Raw genomic sequence first — 15,326 nt, forward strand, 5'->3', positions numbered from 1 at the left:
TGCATAAAGCGGCAGGCAGAAATGCCTACCACTGGAACGCTATGGCCCGCCCGTCACATCAAACGCTTACGCTCGCTGGAAGGCGCGATCCCGAGGGACTCGCGGTACTTTGCGACCGTTCGACGGGCGACCTGAATGCCTTGTGCCTCCAGTAAACCAGCGATCTTACTGTCACTCAATGGCTTTTTCTGATTTTCCGCGGCAACCAGTTTTTTGATGATCGCGCGGATCGCCGTGGACGAGCATTCGCCGCCTTCGGAAGTGCTGACATGGCTGGAGAAAAAGTATTTCAACTCATAAATACCCCTCGGGGTATGCATGAATTTTTGCGTGGTAACCCGGGAAATCGTCGACTCGTGCATGCCTACCGCCTCGGCGATGTCATGCAGCACAAGCGGTTTCATCGCTTCGTCGCCATACTCCAGGAAGCCGCGCTGGTGCTCGACGATCTGGGTGGCCACTTTCATCAATGTTTCGTTGCGGCTTTGCAGGCTCTTGATGAACCAGCGTGCTTCCTGCAACTGGTTGCGCATGAAGGTATTGTCGGCGCTGGTGTCGGCACGGCGCACAAAGCCTGCGTATTGCGGATTGACCCGCAGGCGCGGCACCGACTCTTGGTTCAGCTCGACCAGCCAGCGCTCGTTGTCCTTGCGCACGATCACATCAGGGACGACGTATTCGGCTTCACTGGACTCGATCTGCGAACCCGGACGCGGGTTCAGGCTCTGTACCAGCTCGATGACCTGTCGCAGGTCATCTTCCTTAAGCTTCATGCGGCGCATCAACTGGCTGTAGTCACGGCTGCCCAGCAGGTCGATGTAGTCGGTGACCAGGCGCTGCGCTTCGGTGAGCCACGGCGTCTTGGTGGGCAGTTGGCGCAGTTGCAGTAGCAAGCATTCACTCAGGGTGCGCGCACCGATGCCGGCGGGCTCAAACTGCTGGATGCGGTGCAGTACGGCTTCAATTTCGTCCAGCTCAATGTCCAGTTCCGGGTCGAAGGCCTCAAGGATTTCCTCAAGGGATTCGTCCAGGTAGCCCTGGTTGTTGATGCAGTCGATCAAGGTGACGGCGATCAGGCGATCGGTGTCGGACATCGGCGCCAGGTTCAGTTGCCACAACAAGTGGCTCTGCAGGCTCTCGCCGGCGGAGGTGCGGGTGGTGAAGTCCCACTCGTCATCGTCATTGCTGGGCAGGCTACTGGCGCTGGTCTGATAGACGTCTTCCCAGGCGGTGTCCACGGGAAGTTCGTTGGGAATGCGCTCGTTCCATTCGCCTTCCTCAAGGTTATCCACCGTAGGGGCGGTTTCCTGATAAGAGGGTTCCTGAACGTCGGCGTTGGGTTTTTGCTCTATGTTGTCAGCCAGCGGGTCTGCATTATCGAAGTCGTCGCCTTCTTCCTGGCGTTCGAGCATCGGATTGGACTCCAGGGCCTCCTGGATTTCCTGTTGCAGGTCCAGGGTCGACAATTGGAGCAGGCGGATGGCCTGTTGCAGCTGCGGTGTCATCGTCAGCTGCTGGCCCATTCTCAGGACTAGCGATGGTTTCATGGCAGGGGCTTAACACCTTATTCGCCGGCGCAATGCGCCATCCACGACAGGGCGCGTGAGCGCCAAACATAAGCAAATTATATGCCTGATGTCGGGGGCTTTGCCTAGAGCGCGGTAACAATAAAAAAAACGAGGTTTTTATTGACTCCCGCGCGCCTTGGCGAACAGCCGTGACACCGCTCTGCTTACAGGCGGAACTCGTGGCCCAGATACACTTCCTTAACCAGTTCGTTGGCCAGGATAGTGGCGGAATCGCCTTCGGCGATCAGTTGGCCGTCATTGACGATATAAGCTGTTTCACAGATATCGAGGGTCTCACGGACGTTGTGGTCGGTGATCAGTACACCGATGCCCTTGGCCTTGAGGTGATGGATGATCTGCTTGATGTCGCCGACCGAGATCGGATCGACGCCGGCAAACGGTTCGTCCAGCAGGATGAACTTCGGCGCGGTGGCCAAGGCACGGGCGATCTCCACGCGTCGACGCTCACCACCGGACAGGCTCATACCGAGGTTGTCGCGAATGTGGTTGATGTGGAACTCCTGCAACAGGCTTTCCAGTTCCTTGCGGCGGCCGTCACGGTCGAGTTCCTTTCGGGTTTCGAGGATCGCCATGATGTTGTCTGAGACTGACAATTTGCGGAAGATCGACGCTTCCTGGGGAAGATAGCCGATACCTGCGCGCGCACGGCCGTGCATCGGCTGGTGGCTGACGTCCAGGTCGTCGATCAGTACACGGCCTTGGTCCGCCTGGACCAATCCGACGATCATGTAGAAGCAAGTGGTTTTGCCGGCGCCATTGGGGCCGAGCAAGCCGACGATCTGGCCGCTGTCGATCGACAGGCTGACGTCGCGCACGACCTGACGGCTTTTATAGGCCTTGGCCAGATGCTGGGCTTTCAGGGTTGCCATTACTCGGCCTTCTTCTTCGGCTGGATAACCATGTCGATACGCGGACGAGGTGCAGTGACCTTGTTGCCATTGGCACGACCGGCGTTAGCGATCTGTTTCACGGTGTCATAGGTGATTTTTTCACCTTCCGTGGTGTTGCCGTCGGTGCTGATAACCTTGGCCTGGTCGATCAGGATGATGCGATTCTGTTGGGCGTGATACTGGATGGTCTTGCCATAGCCCTTCATCGGGGCGGTATCGGCAGGCGCCTGCTTCTGCTCGAAATACGCCAGATTGCCTACCGATGTCACGACATCAATGTCGCCGGCTGGGGTGCGCGTGAGCGTCACCGTATTGCCGGTGATTTTCATCGAGCCCTGGGTAATGATCACTGCGCCTGTGTAGGTCGCAACGCCTTGTTTATCATCCAGTTGCGCATCGTCAGCCTGAATGTGGATCGGTTGCTGGCTATCGTTCGGCAGAGCCCAGGCGCTCACGCTTCCCAGTGCTGCGCCCAGACCGAGCAAAATAGGGAGGGTTTTAACGAGCCTCATACTGTCCTCTTACGTTCGATAGCAGGTGTATCCTGCTTTCTTTCAAATACGCTTTCATTCCCTTGCCAGTCGATACACCGCCAGCGCCGTCAATTCTAACGTCTTGCTCGGTCTGCGCATATTGCTGTTGTGGGAATACGGTCATGCGACTGCTGGTAATAATGGTGTCACGGTTCTTGTCGTCAGTGCGTGCAACACGTACCGAGTCGATCAGCTCTACCTGGGTGCCGTCCGGGTTGACCTCGCCACGTTTGCTGGTGACGTGCCACGGAAACTCGGTGCCTCGGTACAGGTTCATGTCCGGGTTCGTCAGCAAGGTGACCTCTGAGGCCTTCAAATGCTCGACCTTGTCGGCGGTCATCTCGTACTGCACCTTGCCATCGGGTAGGAACTGCACGCTGTAGGCATTGGTCGCGTAATAGTCGATAGCGCCTTCGTCAAGCTGCGCGACAGGCTTGTCCAGGAAGCGCTCCGGGCTGATATTCCAGTAGCCCACCGCCAGGAACAGCGCGGCGATGACCCCGAATAACAGGAAGTTGCGAATCTTTTTGCTCAGCATAAAACGCTCTATAGGTAGGCGGCGTGGGCCGCTTCAAGACTGCCTTGGGCACGCAGAATCAGCTCGCAGAATTCGCGGGCGGCACCTTCACCGCCGCGGGCGGTGGTGATGCCATGTGCGTGTTCGCGTACAAAAGCCGCAGCATTCGCGACGGCCATACCCAAGCCCACCCGGCGAATGACCGGCAGGTCAGGCAGATCGTCGCCCAGGTAGGCGACCTGCTCATAGCTTAGGTTGAGTTGGCCAAGAAGCTCGTCCAGGACCACCAGTTTATCCTCGCGGCCCTGATACAGGTGAGGAATCCCCAGGTTTTGTGCGCGGCGTTCCACAACCGGTGTTTTTCGACCACTGATAATCGCCGTTTGCACACCCGCTGCCATCAACATTTTGATGCCTTGGCCGTCGAGGGTGTTGAACGTCTTGAATTCGCTGCCGTCTTCGAGAAAGTAGAGGCGGCCATCGGTCAGCACGCCATCCACGTCGAAGATTGCCAATTTGATGTTTTTGCCGCGTTTCAGCAGGTCGCTGGTCATTTACATCACTCCCGCACGCAGCAAGTCGTGCATGTTCAGGGCGCCGATCGGGCGGTCGTCATTATCGACCACCACCAGTGCGCCGATCTTGTGGTCTTCCATGATCTTCAGTGCTTCGGCTGCCAGCATTTCAGGGCGGGCGGTCTTGCCGTGGGGCGTCATCACCGCATCAATGGTTGCGGTGTGGATGTCGATGGTGCGGTCCAGCGTGCGGCGCAGGTCACCGTCGGTGAATACTCCGGCCAGGCGTCCGTCGGCCTCCAGAATCACCGTCATGCCAAGCCCTTTGCGGGTCATTTCCATCAACGCGTCCTTCAACAGCGTACCGCGTTGGACGTGGGGTAGTTCATCGCCGGCATGCATGACGTTTTCCACTTTCAGCAACAAGCGACGGCCCAGGGCGCCACCTGGGTGGGAAAATGCGAAGTCTTCAGCGGTAAATCCACGGGCTTCCAGCAGCGCCACGGCCAGAGCATCGCCCATAACCAGTGCAGCGGTAGTGGAGGACGTTGGAGCAAGATTCAGCGGGCAGGCCTCGTGATCCACGTGAACATTCAGGTTGACTTCGGCGGCCTTGGCAAGCGTTGATTCCGGGTTGCCGGTGACACTGATCATCTTGATGCCCAAGCGCTTGATCAGCGGCAACAGGGTCACGATTTCGTTGGTGGTGCCGGAGTTGGACAGCGCCAGGATGATGTCATCCTTGGTGATCATGCCCATGTCGCCGTGGCTGGCTTCGGCCGGATGCACGAAAAACGCAGTGGTTCCGGTGCTTGCCAGGGTGGCGGCGATTTTGTTGCCGACGTGGCCTGATTTGCCCATGCCGACCACCACAACGCGGCCCTTGCTGGCCAGAATCATCTCGCAGGCGCGTACGAAATCCGCGTCGATGTGGGCCAGTAAGCCTTCTACGGCTTCAAGCTCGAGTCGGATGGTACGTTGTGCGGATTGAATAAGGTCGCTGGATTGGCTCATGTCTGAAATCGTATAGCCTGACGAAAAGTCGGCGATTATAGCGGTAATGATCAATTCCCTCACGTAAGTTCGTCAGGCTTTATTCTGTGGCTACCTGAGATTCATAGTCAGTAACATAGCCGGCAACGTTTTTTCCCTGTCCTGAATCTGAACGAGCTCAGTTCCGGCCTTGGGGGCTCTGTACCAGCAGTGATATAGTTCGCCGCCAGTTCGGTCCGCCCAACCCATGTGGCTAACTATTGCGCATCCGTTGCAAACGAAATCCGCAAGCATGGTGTCTGAGTGAAAGGCTGCATCCCAAGGAGATTAGATGAGTGCCGATAACGCCTACGCGGTCGAGCTGAAGGGACTTACCTTCAAGCGCGGGACGCGCAGCATCTTCAATAACGTCGATATTCGCATTCCCCGCGGCAAGGTCACGGGCATCATGGGGCCCTCCGGTTGTGGCAAGACCACCCTGTTGCGCCTGATGGGCATGCAATTGCGCCCCAGCGCCGGCGAAGTGTGGGTCAACGGCCAGAACCTGCCGACGTTGTCGCGCAGCGATCTGTTCGATGCGCGCAAGCATATGGGTGTGCTGTTCCAGAGCGGCGCCCTGTTCACAGACCTCGATGTTTTCGAAAACGTGGCATTTCCGCTGCGGGTGCACACCCAGCTGTCCGACGAAATGATTCGTGACATCGTGTTGCTGAAACTGCAGGCCGTGGGCCTTCGTGGTGCCATCGACCTGATGCCCGACGAGTTGTCCGGCGGCATGAAGCGCCGTGTTGCCTTGGCGCGAGCTATCGCTCTTGACCCGCAGATCCTCATGTACGACGAGCCCTTCGTAGGCCAGGACCCGATCGCCATGGGCGTGCTGGTGCGCCTGATCCGTCTGCTCAACGATGCGCTGGGGATCACCAGTATCGTGGTGTCCCACGACCTGGCCGAAACAGCGAGCATTGCCGACTACCTTTATGTCGTCGGCGATGGTCAGGTTTTGGGTCAGGGCACGCCTGAGGAACTGATGAACGCCGACAACCCGCGTATTCGTCAATTCATGACCGGCGATCCCGACGGCCCGGTGCCTTTTCATTTTCCGGCAGCGGACTACCGCTCAGATCTTCTGGGGAAGCGCTGATGCGCAAGACATCTCTCATCGAGAAGGTTCGCCTTTTCGGCCGCTCGGGCATCGACATTGTCGAAGTGCTGGGCCGTTCGACGATTTTCCTGTTCCATGCCTTGTTAGGTCGCGGCGGCATTGGCGGCGGTTTCGGTCTGTTGATAAAACAGTTGCACTCGGTGGGCGTGATGTCCCTGGTGATTATCGTCGTCTCCGGCGTGTTCATCGGCATGGTGCTGGCGTTGCAAGGCTTCAATATCCTTTCCAGCTACGGTTCGGAGCAGGCAGTGGGGCAGATGGTCGCCCTGACGCTGTTGCGTGAACTGGGGCCGGTGGTGACCGCGTTGCTGTTCGCCGGGCGTGCCGGCTCTGCGCTGACCGCCGAAATCGGCAACATGAAGTCTACTGAACAGCTGTCCAGCCTGGAAATGATCGGCGTGGACCCGCTCAAGTACATTGTTGCCCCGCGCCTGTGGGCCGGCTTCATTTCCCTGCCGCTGCTGGCGATGATTTTCAGCGTGGTCGGCATCTGGGGTGGTTCTTGGGTGGCGGTTGACTGGCTGGGCGTCTATGACGGCTCCTACTGGGCCAACATGCAAAACAGCGTGACGTTCAGCGGTGACGTGCTCAACGGCATCATAAAGAGCATTGTCTTTGCGTTTGTAGTGACCTGGATTGCCGTATTCCAAGGCTACGACTGTGAGCCCACCTCAGAAGGGATCAGTCGCGCCACCACCAAGACCGTTGTGTACGCCTCGCTGGCGGTACTGGGCCTTGACTTCATTTTGACCGCCTTGATGTTTGGAGATTTCTGATGCAAAACCGCACTGTGGAAATCGGTGTCGGCCTTTTCTTGCTGGCTGGCATCCTGGCTTTACTGTTGCTGGCCCTGCGAGTCAGTGGCCTTTCGGCCAGCCCTACGGCCGATACTTATAAACTTTACGCGTACTTCGACAATATCGCCGGTTTGACTGTCAGAGCTAAAGTGACCATGGCCGGTGTCACCATCGGCAAGGTCACGGCAATCGATCTGGATCGCGACAGCTTCACGGGCCGAGTGACGATGCAGGTGAACAAGAAGGTAGATAATCTGCCGACTGACTCCACTGCATCTATCCTCACTGCGGGTCTGCTGGGCGAGAAGTACATCGGTGTCAGCGTGGGTGGGGAAACAACCCTGCTCAAGGAAGGTTCGACCATCCACGACACACAGTCGTCGCTGGTGCTTGAAGACCTGATCGGTAAATTCCTGCTCAACACGGTCAATAAAGACGCTAAATGAGGAATCTGTTCATGATCTCTACCTTGCGACGTGGCCTGCTGGTACTGCTTGCAGCGCTGCCGCTGATGGCCAACGCGGCAGGTTCTGCGCACGATCTGGTGCAGGACACGACTACCAAGATGTTGGCTGACCTGACTGCCAACAAAGCACAGTACAAGCAGGACCCGACCAAGTTTTACGATGCACTGAACACAATTGTTGGTCCGGTGGTCGATGCTGAAGGCATTTCCCGCAGCATCATGACGGTCAAGTATTCGCGCAACGCTACGCCTGCGCAGATGCAGACATTCCAGGAAAACTTCAAGAAGGGCCTGTTCCAGTTCTACGGCAACGCCCTGCTGGAGTACAACAACCAGGGTATTACCGTCGACCCTGCCAAGGATGAGTCGGGCGACCGCACCAGCATTGGCATGACCGTCAAAGGCAACAACGGCGCCGTCTATCCTGTGCAGTACACGCTGGAGAAGGTCAACGGTGAGTGGAAGCTGCGCAACGTAATCATCAACGGCATTAACATCGGCAAGCTGTTCCGTGATCAGTTCGCCGACGCCATGCAGCGCAATGGCAATGACCTGGACAAGACCATCAATGGTTGGGCCGGTGAAGTCGCCAAGGCCAAAGAAGAAACCGACAAACAAGCTGCCGGGAAGCCCGCACAATGACCGAGTCGGCTGTTCGTCTCGGTAATGCCGGCGAGCTGTTCCTCAGCGGTGTGCTGGATTATCGCTCGGGGCCTGAGCTGCGCAAGCAGGGCCAGGCGCTGATCAAGACCAGTACTGCGCCTGCGCTGGTGCTGGATTGTTCGGCGGTGACCAAGTCCAGCAGTGTCGGCCTGTCGTTGCTGTTGTGCTTCATCCGTGACGCCGAAGCGGCGAAGAAACCGGTCAGCATCCGTGCATTGCCTGAAGACATGCGTGAAATTGCTGAGGTTTCTGGTCTGACCGAGCTGTTGGCGCATCCTTAATACACATTTTCAAGGAAGCCCCCCGTCAGAGTCCTGCTATGCGGGGTTCGCAGGCGCGGGGCTTTTTTGTATGATGTGCGACCCGTGCGCACTGGGCGCCGATAGAGGTTGAGCATGCAGGCCCTAGAAGTTAAAAGCTTCCTTGAAGGAAAGCTGCCGGAAACGAACGTAGAAGTTGAAGGCGAAGGCTGCAACTTCCAGCTGAATGTGATTAGCGATGAACTGGCGGCATTGAGCCCGGTCAAGCGTCAACAGCAGATCTATGCCCATTTGAACCCGTGGATCACCGATGGCAGCATCCACGCGGTCACTATGAAATTTTTCAGCCGCGCGGCCTGGGCCGAGCGCACCTGAGCCCCCAAGGCGTCGAGATTCTTATGGATAAATTGATTATTACCGGTGGTGCCCGCCTAGATGGCGAGATTCGTATTTCCGGTGCGAAAAACTCCGCCCTGCCGATCCTGGCAGCGACCCTGCTGTGCGATGGCCCGGTGACTGTGGCCAACCTGCCGCACCTGCACGACATCACTACCATGATCGAGCTGTTCGGTCGCATGGGTATTGAGCCGGTGATCGACGAGAAACTGTCGGTTGAAATCGACCCACGTACCATCAAGACCCTGATTGCTCCGTACGAACTGGTGAAAACCATGCGTGCGTCGATCCTGGTGCTGGGCCCGATGGTTGCCCGTTTCGGCGAAGCCGAAGTGGCTCTGCCTGGCGGTTGCGCCATTGGTTCGCGTCCGGTCGACTTGCACATCCGTGGCTTGGAAGCCATGGGCGCGACCATCGACGTCGAAGGTGGTTACATCAAGGCCAAGGCGCCGGAAGGCGGCTTGCGTGGTGCGCACTTCTTCTTTGATACCGTAAGCGTGACCGGTACCGAGAACATCATGATGGCGGCTGCACTGGCCAACGGTCGCAGTGTCCTGCAAAACGCGGCACGCGAACCAGAAGTGGTCGATCTGGCCAACTTCCTGATCGCCATGGGTGCCAACATCACCGGCGCCGGTACTGACACCATCACCATTGAAGGTGTTAAGCGCCTGCATTCGGCCACCTATAAAGTGATGCCGGACCGTATCGAGACCGGCACCTACCTGGTTGCTGCTGCCGTCACCGGTGGCCGCGTCAAGGTCAAGGATACCGATCCGACTATCCTTGAAGCCGTTCTGGAAAAACTCAAGGAAGCCGGTGCTGAAATTACCACCGGTGACGACTGGATCGAGCTGAACATGCACGGTAAACGGCCAAAAGCCGTCAACTTGCGTACGGCTCCGTACCCAGCGTTCCCGACCGACATGCAAGCGCAGTTCATCTCCCTGAACGCAATTGCCGAAGGCACCGGTGCGGTGATCGAGACCATCTTCGAAAACCGCTTCATGCACGTGTATGAACTGCACCGCATGGGCGCCAAGATCCAGGTCGAAGGCAACACTGCCATCGTCACCGGCATCGACAAGCTCAAGGGCGCGCCAGTGATGGCCACCGACCTGCGTGCCTCGGCCAGCCTGGTCATTTCGGCGCTGTGCGCTGAAGGCGACACCTTGATCGATCGCATCTACCACATCGACCGTGGTTACGAGTGCATCGAAGAAAAACTGCAGATGCTTGGCGCGAAAATTCGCCGCGTACCGGGCTAGTCCCCGCTGCATGGGCGCAGGGAAGCGCCCGCCCGGGGTGTGCACGTGCATTGGTGCTTGCACACCCCGGCTGAATTTGTTTCAAATCGAGGCTGTAATGGCCTCGATCTGTGTCTGGCGCCGTTTGCGACCGGACAGCAATAGCCTGATGAAGGACTGACGTTTCCCATGTTGACCATCGCACTGTCCAAGGGCCGCATCCTTGACGACACTTTGCCGCTTCTGGCTGAAGCGGGCATCGTGCCGACCGAGAATCCGGACAAGAGCCGCAAGCTGATCATCCCCACGACCCAGGACGACGTCCGCCTGTTGATCGTACGGGCTACCGACGTGCCGACCTACGTTGAACATGGCGCTGCAGACCTCGGTGTCGCCGGTAAAGACGTGCTGATGGAATACGGTGGTCAGGGTTTGTACGAACCGTTGGACCTGCGTATTGCCCTGTGCAAGCTGATGACTGCCGGCCGTGTGGGTGATGTCGAGCCCAAAGGCCGCCTGCGAGTTGCCACCAAGTTCGTCAACGTCGCCAAGCGCTACTACGCCGAACAAGGCCGTCAGGTCGACATCATCAAGCTCTACGGCTCGATGGAGTTGGCGCCGCTGATCGGCCTGGCCGACAAGATCATCGACGTGGTCGACACTGGCAACACCTTGCGTGCCAATGGCCTCGAGCCTCAGGATTTCATTGCTGACATCAGCTCCCGCCTGATCGTCAACAAAGCTTCGATGAAGATGCAGCACGCCCGTATCCAGGCGTTGATCGACACCCTGCGCAAGGCAGTGGAGTCGCGACACCGCGGTTGACCTACCTGCGCGGCCCTAGGTCGCGCCCGTCTATCCGCCTCATAGCCAGAATTCTCAGGTGCCCAAGCGGATCGACTGCTAACTTTCGGCGCCTGAGCATTTTTGCCAATCCTATGAGGCCCTCGCTATGACCACGTCCACTGCAATTGCCCGACTCAACGCTGCCGACCCGGATTTCGCCCATCATCTGGATCATCTGTTGAGCTGGGAAAGCGTGTCTGACGACTCGGTCAACGGGCGAGTGCTCGACATCATCAAGGCTGTGCGTGAGCGCGGTGATGCGGCGCTGGTGGACTTCACTCGCCAGTTTGACGGCCTGGACGTAAAGTCCATGTCCGACCTGATCCTGCCTCGCGAACGCCTGGAACTGGCCCTGACGCGCATCACTGCGCCCCAGCGCGAAGCCCTGGAAGTCGCAGCGGCGCGGGTGCGCAGCTACCACGAGAAGCAGAAACAGGATTCCTGGAGCTACACCGAGGCCGACGGCACCGTGCTGGGCCAGAAGGTCACGCCGCTGGATCGTGCCGGTCTGTACGTGCCGGGCGGTAAAGCCTCTTATCCGTCGTCGGTGCTGATGAACGCGATCCCGGCCAAAGTGGCGGGCGTGATCGAAGTGGTCATGGTAGTGCCGACTCCGCGCGGTGAAATCAACGAGCTGGTACTGGCAGCGGCGTGCATTGCCGGTGTCGACCGCGTCTTCACCATTGGCGGCGCCCAAGCGGTAGCAGCCCTGGCCTACGGCACTGAAAGCGTACCCAAGGTCGACAAGGTGGTTGGGCCAGGCAACATTTATGTCGCCACCGCCAAGCGTCATGTGTTTGGCCAGGTCGGCATCGACATGATCGCAGGTCCCTCGGAAATCCTGGTTGTATGCGATGGCCAGACCGATCCGGACTGGATTGCCATGGACTTGTTCTCCCAGGCCGAGCACGACGAAGATGCCCAGGCGATCCTGGTCAGCCCGGACGCAGAGTTTCTCGACAAGGTCGCCGCGAGCATCGACAAGCTGCTGCCGACCATGGACCGTGCCGAGATCATCGAGAAGTCGATCAATGGCCGTGGCGCGCTGATCCTGGTGCGCGACATGGAGCAGGCCATCGAAGTGGCCAACCGTATTGCGCCGGAGCACTTGGAGCTGTCTGTGGCCGATCCACAGGCCTGGCTGCCGTCGATTCGCCACGCCGGAGCGATCTTCATGGGGCGCCATACCAGCGAAGCCTTGGGCGACTACTGTGCTGGCCCGAACCACGTGCTGCCGACTTCCGGCACCGCGCGCTTCTCGTCGCCGCTGGGGGTGTATGACTTCCAGAAGCGTTCGTCGATTATCTTCTGCTCGCCGCAGGGCGCTTCCGAGCTGGGCAAGACCGCCTCGGTGCTGGCCCGTGGTGAATCGCTGAGCGCGCACGCACGCAGCGCTGAATATCGCATCGTTAAGGGAGAGTAAGACATGAGCAAATTCTGGAGCCCTTTCGTCAAGGACCTCGTGCCTTACGTGCCCGGCGAGCAACCGAAGCTGACCAAGCTGGTCAAGCTCAACACCAATGAAAACCCCTACGGCCCGTCGCCCAAGGCGCTGGCCGCGATGCAGGCCGAGTTGAATGACAACTTGCGCCTGTACCCGGACCCCAACAGCGACCTGCTCAAGCAGGCCGTGGCCAAGTACTACGGGGTCGACGCCGGCAAAGTGTTCCTCGGCAATGGTTCCGACGAAGTCCTGGCGCACATCTTCCACGGTTTGTTCCAGCACGACCTGCCGCTGCTGTTCCCGGATATCAGCTACAGCTTCTATCCGGTTTACTGCGGCCTCTATGGCATCAAGTCTGACCCGGTACCGCTGGATGAGCAGTTCCAGATTCGCGTAGCGGACTATGCCAAGCCCAACGGCGGGATCATCTTCCCCAACCCGAACGCGCCGACCGGCTGTGTGCTGGCACTGGACGCGGTTGAGCAGATCCTCAAGGCCAGCCCGGACTCGGTGGTGGTGGTTGATGAGGCCTACGTCGATTTTGGCGGCGAAACGGCGATTAGCCTGGTGGATCGTTATCCGAACCTGCTGGTCACCCAGACCCTGTCCAAATCGCGTTCACTGGCCGGTTTGCGCGTTGGGCTGGCGGTGGGCCATCCGGACCTGATCGAGGCGCTGGAGCGGGTCAAGAACAGCTTTAACTCCTACCCGTTGGATCGCCTGGCGATTGTCGGTGCGGCGGCGGCGTTTGAAGATCGTGAGTACTTCGAGAAGACTTGCCAACGGGTGATCGACAGCCGCAACAAGGTGGTCGCGCAACTGGAGGGCAAAGGTTTTGAAGTATTGCCGTCGGCTGCGAACTTCATCTTTGCTCGTCACCCGAAACACGATGCAGCGGGCCTGGCGGCCAAGTTGCGCGAGCAAGGCGTGATCGTGCGGCATTTCAAGCAGGAACGGATTGCCCAGTTCCTGCGGATCAGCATCGGTACGCCGGAGCAGAACCAGGCGCTGATCGATGGTCTGGGTGAGCTTTAACAACCACTGAAAATGATCGTTCCCACGCTCCGCGTGGGAACGATCTGGTTACAGTAACGGCTCATCCGGCTTCTTGTTCTTCCAGCCATCATTGCCCGGTAGCAGCAGGTTCAAACCAATCGCTACCACCGCGCACAGGGCAATGCCCTTGAGGCCGAAATCGTCCGGGCCAGTGCCGGTGCCGACCAGCACACCACCAATCCCGAACACCAGGGTCACCGACACAATTACCAGATTGCGCGCCTCCCCAAGGTCGATCTTGTGACGGATCAGCGTGTTCATGCCCACCGCGGCAATCGAACCGAACAGCAGGCACAGAATCCCGCCCATCACCGGTACCGGGATGCTTTGCAGCAGGGCACCAAACTTCCCGATAAACGCCAGGCTGATGGCAAACACTGCCGCCCAGGTCATGATTTTCGGGTTGTAGTTCTTGGTCAGCATTACCGCGCCAGTCACTTCGGCGTAGGTGGTGTTCGGCGGGCCGCCAAACAGTCCGGCGGCCGTGGTGGCAATGCCGTCACCCAGCAGGGTGCGGTGCAGGCCAGGCTTTTTCAGGTAGTCGCGTCCGGTCACGCTGCCTACCGCAATCACTCCGCCGATATGTTCGATCGCCGGCGCCAGGGCCACTGGGACGATGAACAGAATCGCCTGCCAGTTGAATTCCGGTGCGGTGAAGTGGGGCAGGGCGAACCAAGGTGCAGCGGCGATTTTTGCGGTGTCGACCACGCCAAAGTAGAACGACATGGCAAAACCGACCAACACGCCGGAAATGATTGGCACCAAGCGGAAAATACCTTTGCCGAACACCGCCACGATCAGTGTGGTCAGCAGCGCTGGCATCGAGATCAGCATGGCCGTCTGGTAGTGGATCAGCTCGCTGCCATCACCGGCTTTGCCCATCGCCATGTTAGCGGCAATCGGCGCCATGGCCAGGCCGATGGAGATTATCACCGGGCCGATCACCACTGGCGGCAGCAGTCGGTCGATAAAACCGGTGCCCTTGATCTTCACCGCCAGGCCCAGGAAGGTATAAACGAAACCGGCCGCCATCACACCGCCCATGGTCGCTGCGAGGCCGAACTGGCCCTTGGCGAGAATGATCGGGGTGATAAACGCAAAGCTCGATGCCAGGAATACCGGCACCTGCCGCCCTGTCACCACCTGGAACAGCAACGTGCCCAGGCCTGCGGTAAACAGTGCGACGTTTGGATCAAGACCTGTGATCAGCGGCATCAACACCAGCGCGCCAAATGCCACGAAGAGCATTTGTGCGCCAGACAGGATCTGGCGCCAAAGCGGGTCGTTGAATTCATCCTGCATGCTCACGCGTCCTTCTGTTTGGTGCCGAAGATCTTGTCACCGGCATCGCCCAGGCCCGGGATGATGTAGCCGTGTTCGTTCAGGCGCTCATCGATGGATGCGGTGTAGATCTGTACATCCGGGTGAGCCTTTTCGACGGCCGCGATACCTTCTGGCGCAGCGACCAGCACCATCGCGCGGATATCCTTGCAACCGGCCTTTTTCAGCAGGTCGATGGTAGCGACCATGGAGCTGCCGGTGGCGAGCATCGGGTCGATGATCATCGCCAGTCGCTCGTTGATTTCCGGGACGAGTTTTTCCAGGTAGGTGTGGGCCTGCAGGGTTTCTTCGTTGCGGGCCACGCCCACGGCGCTGACTTTGGCGCCCGGGATCAGGCTGAGCACGCCTTCGAGCATGCCGATACCGGCGCGCAGGATCGGGACTACGGTGATTTTCTTACCGGCGATTTTCTCGACCTGGACAGCGCCAGCCCAACCTTGGATCTCGTAGCTTTCCAGGGGCAAGTCTTTGGTGGCTTCGTAAGTGAGCAGCGCTCCGACTTCCTGAGCAAGCTCACGGAAATTCTTCGTGCTAATGTCGGCACGGCGCATAAGGCCGAGTTTGTGTCGGATCAGCGGGTGGCGGATCTCGCGAGTGGGCATGGGAAAGGC

18 protein-coding genes are annotated in these 15,326 nt (G+C 58.7%); 10 read left to right on the top strand and 8 right to left on the bottom strand.

Features of this window, described 5'->3' with window-relative positions:
• Window positions 1–53 precede the first annotated feature (53 nt).
• The 6 genes from BFL40_RS22430 to BFL40_RS22455 form a co-directional block, all read right to left on the bottom strand.
• Window positions 54–1,547 carry an RNA polymerase factor sigma-54 gene (locus BFL40_RS22430; RefSeq protein WP_071485976.1) on the bottom strand — a complete coding sequence of 498 codons (1,494 nt, stop codon included), beginning with the start codon at window positions 1,545–1,547 and terminating at the stop codon, window positions 54–56.
• A gap of 185 nt (window positions 1,548–1,732) precedes the next feature.
• Entirely contained in the window at window positions 1,733–2,458 is a 726-nt protein-coding gene (gene lptB, locus BFL40_RS22435; RefSeq protein WP_016974288.1) for an LPS export ABC transporter ATP-binding protein, read from the bottom strand.
• Window positions 2,458–2,991, bottom strand: a complete 534-nt coding sequence (lptA, locus tag BFL40_RS22440) for a lipopolysaccharide transport periplasmic protein LptA (RefSeq protein ID WP_071485977.1) — start codon at window positions 2,989–2,991, stop codon at window positions 2,458–2,460. The genes lptB and lptA overlap by 1 nt, the downstream gene beginning before the upstream one ends.
• Window positions 2,978–3,550, bottom strand: coding sequence for an LPS export ABC transporter periplasmic protein LptC (lptC, locus tag BFL40_RS22445; RefSeq protein ID WP_071485978.1), 573 nt, complete (start codon window positions 3,548–3,550; stop codon window positions 2,978–2,980). The genes lptA and lptC overlap by 14 nt, the downstream gene beginning before the upstream one ends.
• 8 nt (window positions 3,551–3,558) lie before the next feature.
• Window positions 3,559–4,083, bottom strand: coding sequence for a KdsC family phosphatase (locus BFL40_RS22450; RefSeq protein ID WP_071485979.1), 525 nt, complete (start codon window positions 4,081–4,083; stop codon window positions 3,559–3,561).
• Window positions 4,084–5,058, bottom strand: a complete 975-nt coding sequence (locus BFL40_RS22455; protein ID WP_071485980.1) for a KpsF/GutQ family sugar-phosphate isomerase — start codon at window positions 5,056–5,058, stop codon at window positions 4,084–4,086.
• A 310-nt stretch (window positions 5,059–5,368) separates the two neighbouring features.
• Here BFL40_RS22455 and BFL40_RS22460 point away from each other — a divergent pair, with 310 nt between their 5' ends.
• The 10 genes from BFL40_RS22460 to hisC all read left to right on the top strand — a co-directional run bounded on the left by BFL40_RS22460 (window position 5,369) and on the right by hisC (window position 13,353).
• Window positions 5,369–6,178: an ATP-binding cassette domain-containing protein gene (locus BFL40_RS22460; protein WP_003171811.1), complete on the top strand. Its 810-nt coding sequence runs from the start codon at window positions 5,369–5,371 to the stop codon at window positions 6,176–6,178.
• Complete coding sequence (mlaE, locus tag BFL40_RS22465; protein ID WP_010213107.1) at window positions 6,178–6,975, top strand: lipid asymmetry maintenance ABC transporter permease subunit MlaE; 798 nt, start codon at window positions 6,178–6,180, stop codon at window positions 6,973–6,975. Before BFL40_RS22460 ends, mlaE begins: the two co-directional genes overlap by 1 nt.
• A complete protein-coding gene (gene mlaD / locus BFL40_RS22470) occupies window positions 6,975–7,442 on the top strand; it encodes an outer membrane lipid asymmetry maintenance protein MlaD (protein ID WP_071485981.1) in 468 nt (155 codons plus the stop codon). Before mlaE ends, mlaD begins: the two co-directional genes overlap by 1 nt.
• A gap of 11 nt (window positions 7,443–7,453) precedes the next feature.
• Window positions 7,454–8,104, top strand: a complete 651-nt coding sequence (locus BFL40_RS22475; RefSeq protein ID WP_071485982.1) for an MlaC/ttg2D family ABC transporter substrate-binding protein — start codon at window positions 7,454–7,456, stop codon at window positions 8,102–8,104.
• Complete coding sequence (locus tag BFL40_RS22480) at window positions 8,101–8,406, top strand: STAS domain-containing protein (RefSeq protein WP_071485983.1); 306 nt, start codon at window positions 8,101–8,103, stop codon at window positions 8,404–8,406. Before BFL40_RS22475 ends, BFL40_RS22480 begins: the two co-directional genes overlap by 4 nt.
• Window positions 8,407–8,520: 114 nt before the next feature.
• Window positions 8,521–8,760, top strand: a complete 240-nt coding sequence (locus BFL40_RS22485) for a BolA family protein (protein ID WP_008434291.1) — start codon at window positions 8,521–8,523, stop codon at window positions 8,758–8,760.
• 23 nt (window positions 8,761–8,783) lie between these two features.
• Window positions 8,784–10,049 (top strand): UDP-N-acetylglucosamine 1-carboxyvinyltransferase, encoded by a 1,266-nt coding sequence (murA, locus tag BFL40_RS22490; protein WP_071485984.1) that lies wholly within the window; start codon window positions 8,784–8,786, stop codon window positions 10,047–10,049.
• 168 nt (window positions 10,050–10,217) lie between these two features.
• The gene (gene hisG / locus BFL40_RS22495; RefSeq protein WP_003188599.1) at window positions 10,218–10,853 is read left to right on the top strand and encodes an ATP phosphoribosyltransferase; all 636 of its coding nucleotides are present in this window, start codon (window positions 10,218–10,220) and stop codon (window positions 10,851–10,853) included.
• 127 nt (window positions 10,854–10,980) lie between these two features.
• The gene (hisD, locus tag BFL40_RS22500) at window positions 10,981–12,297 is read left to right on the top strand and encodes a histidinol dehydrogenase (RefSeq protein ID WP_071485985.1); all 1,317 of its coding nucleotides are present in this window, start codon (window positions 10,981–10,983) and stop codon (window positions 12,295–12,297) included.
• A gap of 3 nt (window positions 12,298–12,300) precedes the next feature.
• Complete coding sequence (gene hisC / locus BFL40_RS22505; RefSeq protein ID WP_071485986.1) at window positions 12,301–13,353, top strand: histidinol-phosphate transaminase; 1,053 nt, start codon at window positions 12,301–12,303, stop codon at window positions 13,351–13,353.
• Window positions 13,354–13,401: 48 nt separating this feature from the next.
• On the opposite strand, the gene BFL40_RS22510 is transcribed toward hisC, so the two are convergent.
• Window positions 13,402–14,676: a uracil-xanthine permease family protein gene (locus BFL40_RS22510; RefSeq protein WP_071485987.1), complete on the bottom strand. Its 1,275-nt coding sequence runs from the start codon at window positions 14,674–14,676 to the stop codon at window positions 13,402–13,404.
• A gap of 2 nt (window positions 14,677–14,678) precedes the next feature.
• On the bottom strand, window positions 14,679–15,317 hold the full coding sequence (upp, locus tag BFL40_RS22515; RefSeq protein ID WP_071485988.1) for a uracil phosphoribosyltransferase: 639 nt from the start codon (window positions 15,315–15,317) through the stop codon (window positions 14,679–14,681).
• Window positions 15,318–15,326: the final 9 nt, after the last annotated feature.

The sequence above is a fragment of the Pseudomonas costantinii genome, assembly GCF_001870435.1.
GTDB lineage: Bacteria > Pseudomonadota > Gammaproteobacteria > Pseudomonadales > Pseudomonadaceae > Aquipseudomonas > Aquipseudomonas costantinii.

Excerpts from the sequence above, each read along its gene's own strand:
- BFL40_RS22430 (WP_071485976.1), bottom strand. The coding sequence starts at position 1,547 with ATGAAACCATCGCTAGTCCTGAGAATGGGCCAGCAGCTGACGATGACA.
- lptB (WP_016974288.1), bottom strand. The coding sequence starts at position 2,458 with ATGGCAACCCTGAAAGCCCAGCATCTGGCCAAGGCCTATAAAAGCCGT.
- lptA (WP_071485977.1), bottom strand. The coding sequence starts at position 2,991 with ATGAGGCTCGTTAAAACCCTCCCTATTTTGCTCGGTCTGGGCGCAGCA.
- lptC (WP_071485978.1), bottom strand. The coding sequence starts at position 3,550 with ATGCTGAGCAAAAAGATTCGCAACTTCCTGTTATTCGGGGTCATCGCC.
- BFL40_RS22450 (WP_071485979.1), bottom strand. The coding sequence starts at position 4,083 with ATGACCAGCGACCTGCTGAAACGCGGCAAAAACATCAAATTGGCAATC.
- BFL40_RS22455 (WP_071485980.1), bottom strand. The coding sequence starts at position 5,058 with ATGAGCCAATCCAGCGACCTTATTCAATCCGCACAACGTACCATCCGA.
- BFL40_RS22460 (WP_003171811.1), top strand. The coding sequence starts at position 5,369 with ATGAGTGCCGATAACGCCTACGCGGTCGAGCTGAAGGGACTTACCTTC.
- mlaE (WP_010213107.1), top strand. The coding sequence starts at position 6,178 with ATGCGCAAGACATCTCTCATCGAGAAGGTTCGCCTTTTCGGCCGCTCG.
- mlaD (WP_071485981.1), top strand. The coding sequence starts at position 6,975 with ATGCAAAACCGCACTGTGGAAATCGGTGTCGGCCTTTTCTTGCTGGCT.
- BFL40_RS22475 (WP_071485982.1), top strand. The coding sequence starts at position 7,454 with ATGATCTCTACCTTGCGACGTGGCCTGCTGGTACTGCTTGCAGCGCTG.
- BFL40_RS22480 (WP_071485983.1), top strand. The coding sequence starts at position 8,101 with ATGACCGAGTCGGCTGTTCGTCTCGGTAATGCCGGCGAGCTGTTCCTC.
- BFL40_RS22485 (WP_008434291.1), top strand. The coding sequence starts at position 8,521 with ATGCAGGCCCTAGAAGTTAAAAGCTTCCTTGAAGGAAAGCTGCCGGAA.
- murA (WP_071485984.1), top strand. The coding sequence starts at position 8,784 with ATGGATAAATTGATTATTACCGGTGGTGCCCGCCTAGATGGCGAGATT.
- hisG (WP_003188599.1), top strand. The coding sequence starts at position 10,218 with ATGTTGACCATCGCACTGTCCAAGGGCCGCATCCTTGACGACACTTTG.
- hisD (WP_071485985.1), top strand. The coding sequence starts at position 10,981 with ATGACCACGTCCACTGCAATTGCCCGACTCAACGCTGCCGACCCGGAT.
- hisC (WP_071485986.1), top strand. The coding sequence starts at position 12,301 with ATGAGCAAATTCTGGAGCCCTTTCGTCAAGGACCTCGTGCCTTACGTG.
- BFL40_RS22510 (WP_071485987.1), bottom strand. The coding sequence starts at position 14,676 with ATGCAGGATGAATTCAACGACCCGCTTTGGCGCCAGATCCTGTCTGGC.
- upp (WP_071485988.1), bottom strand. The coding sequence starts at position 15,317 with ATGCCCACTCGCGAGATCCGCCACCCGCTGATCCGACACAAACTCGGC.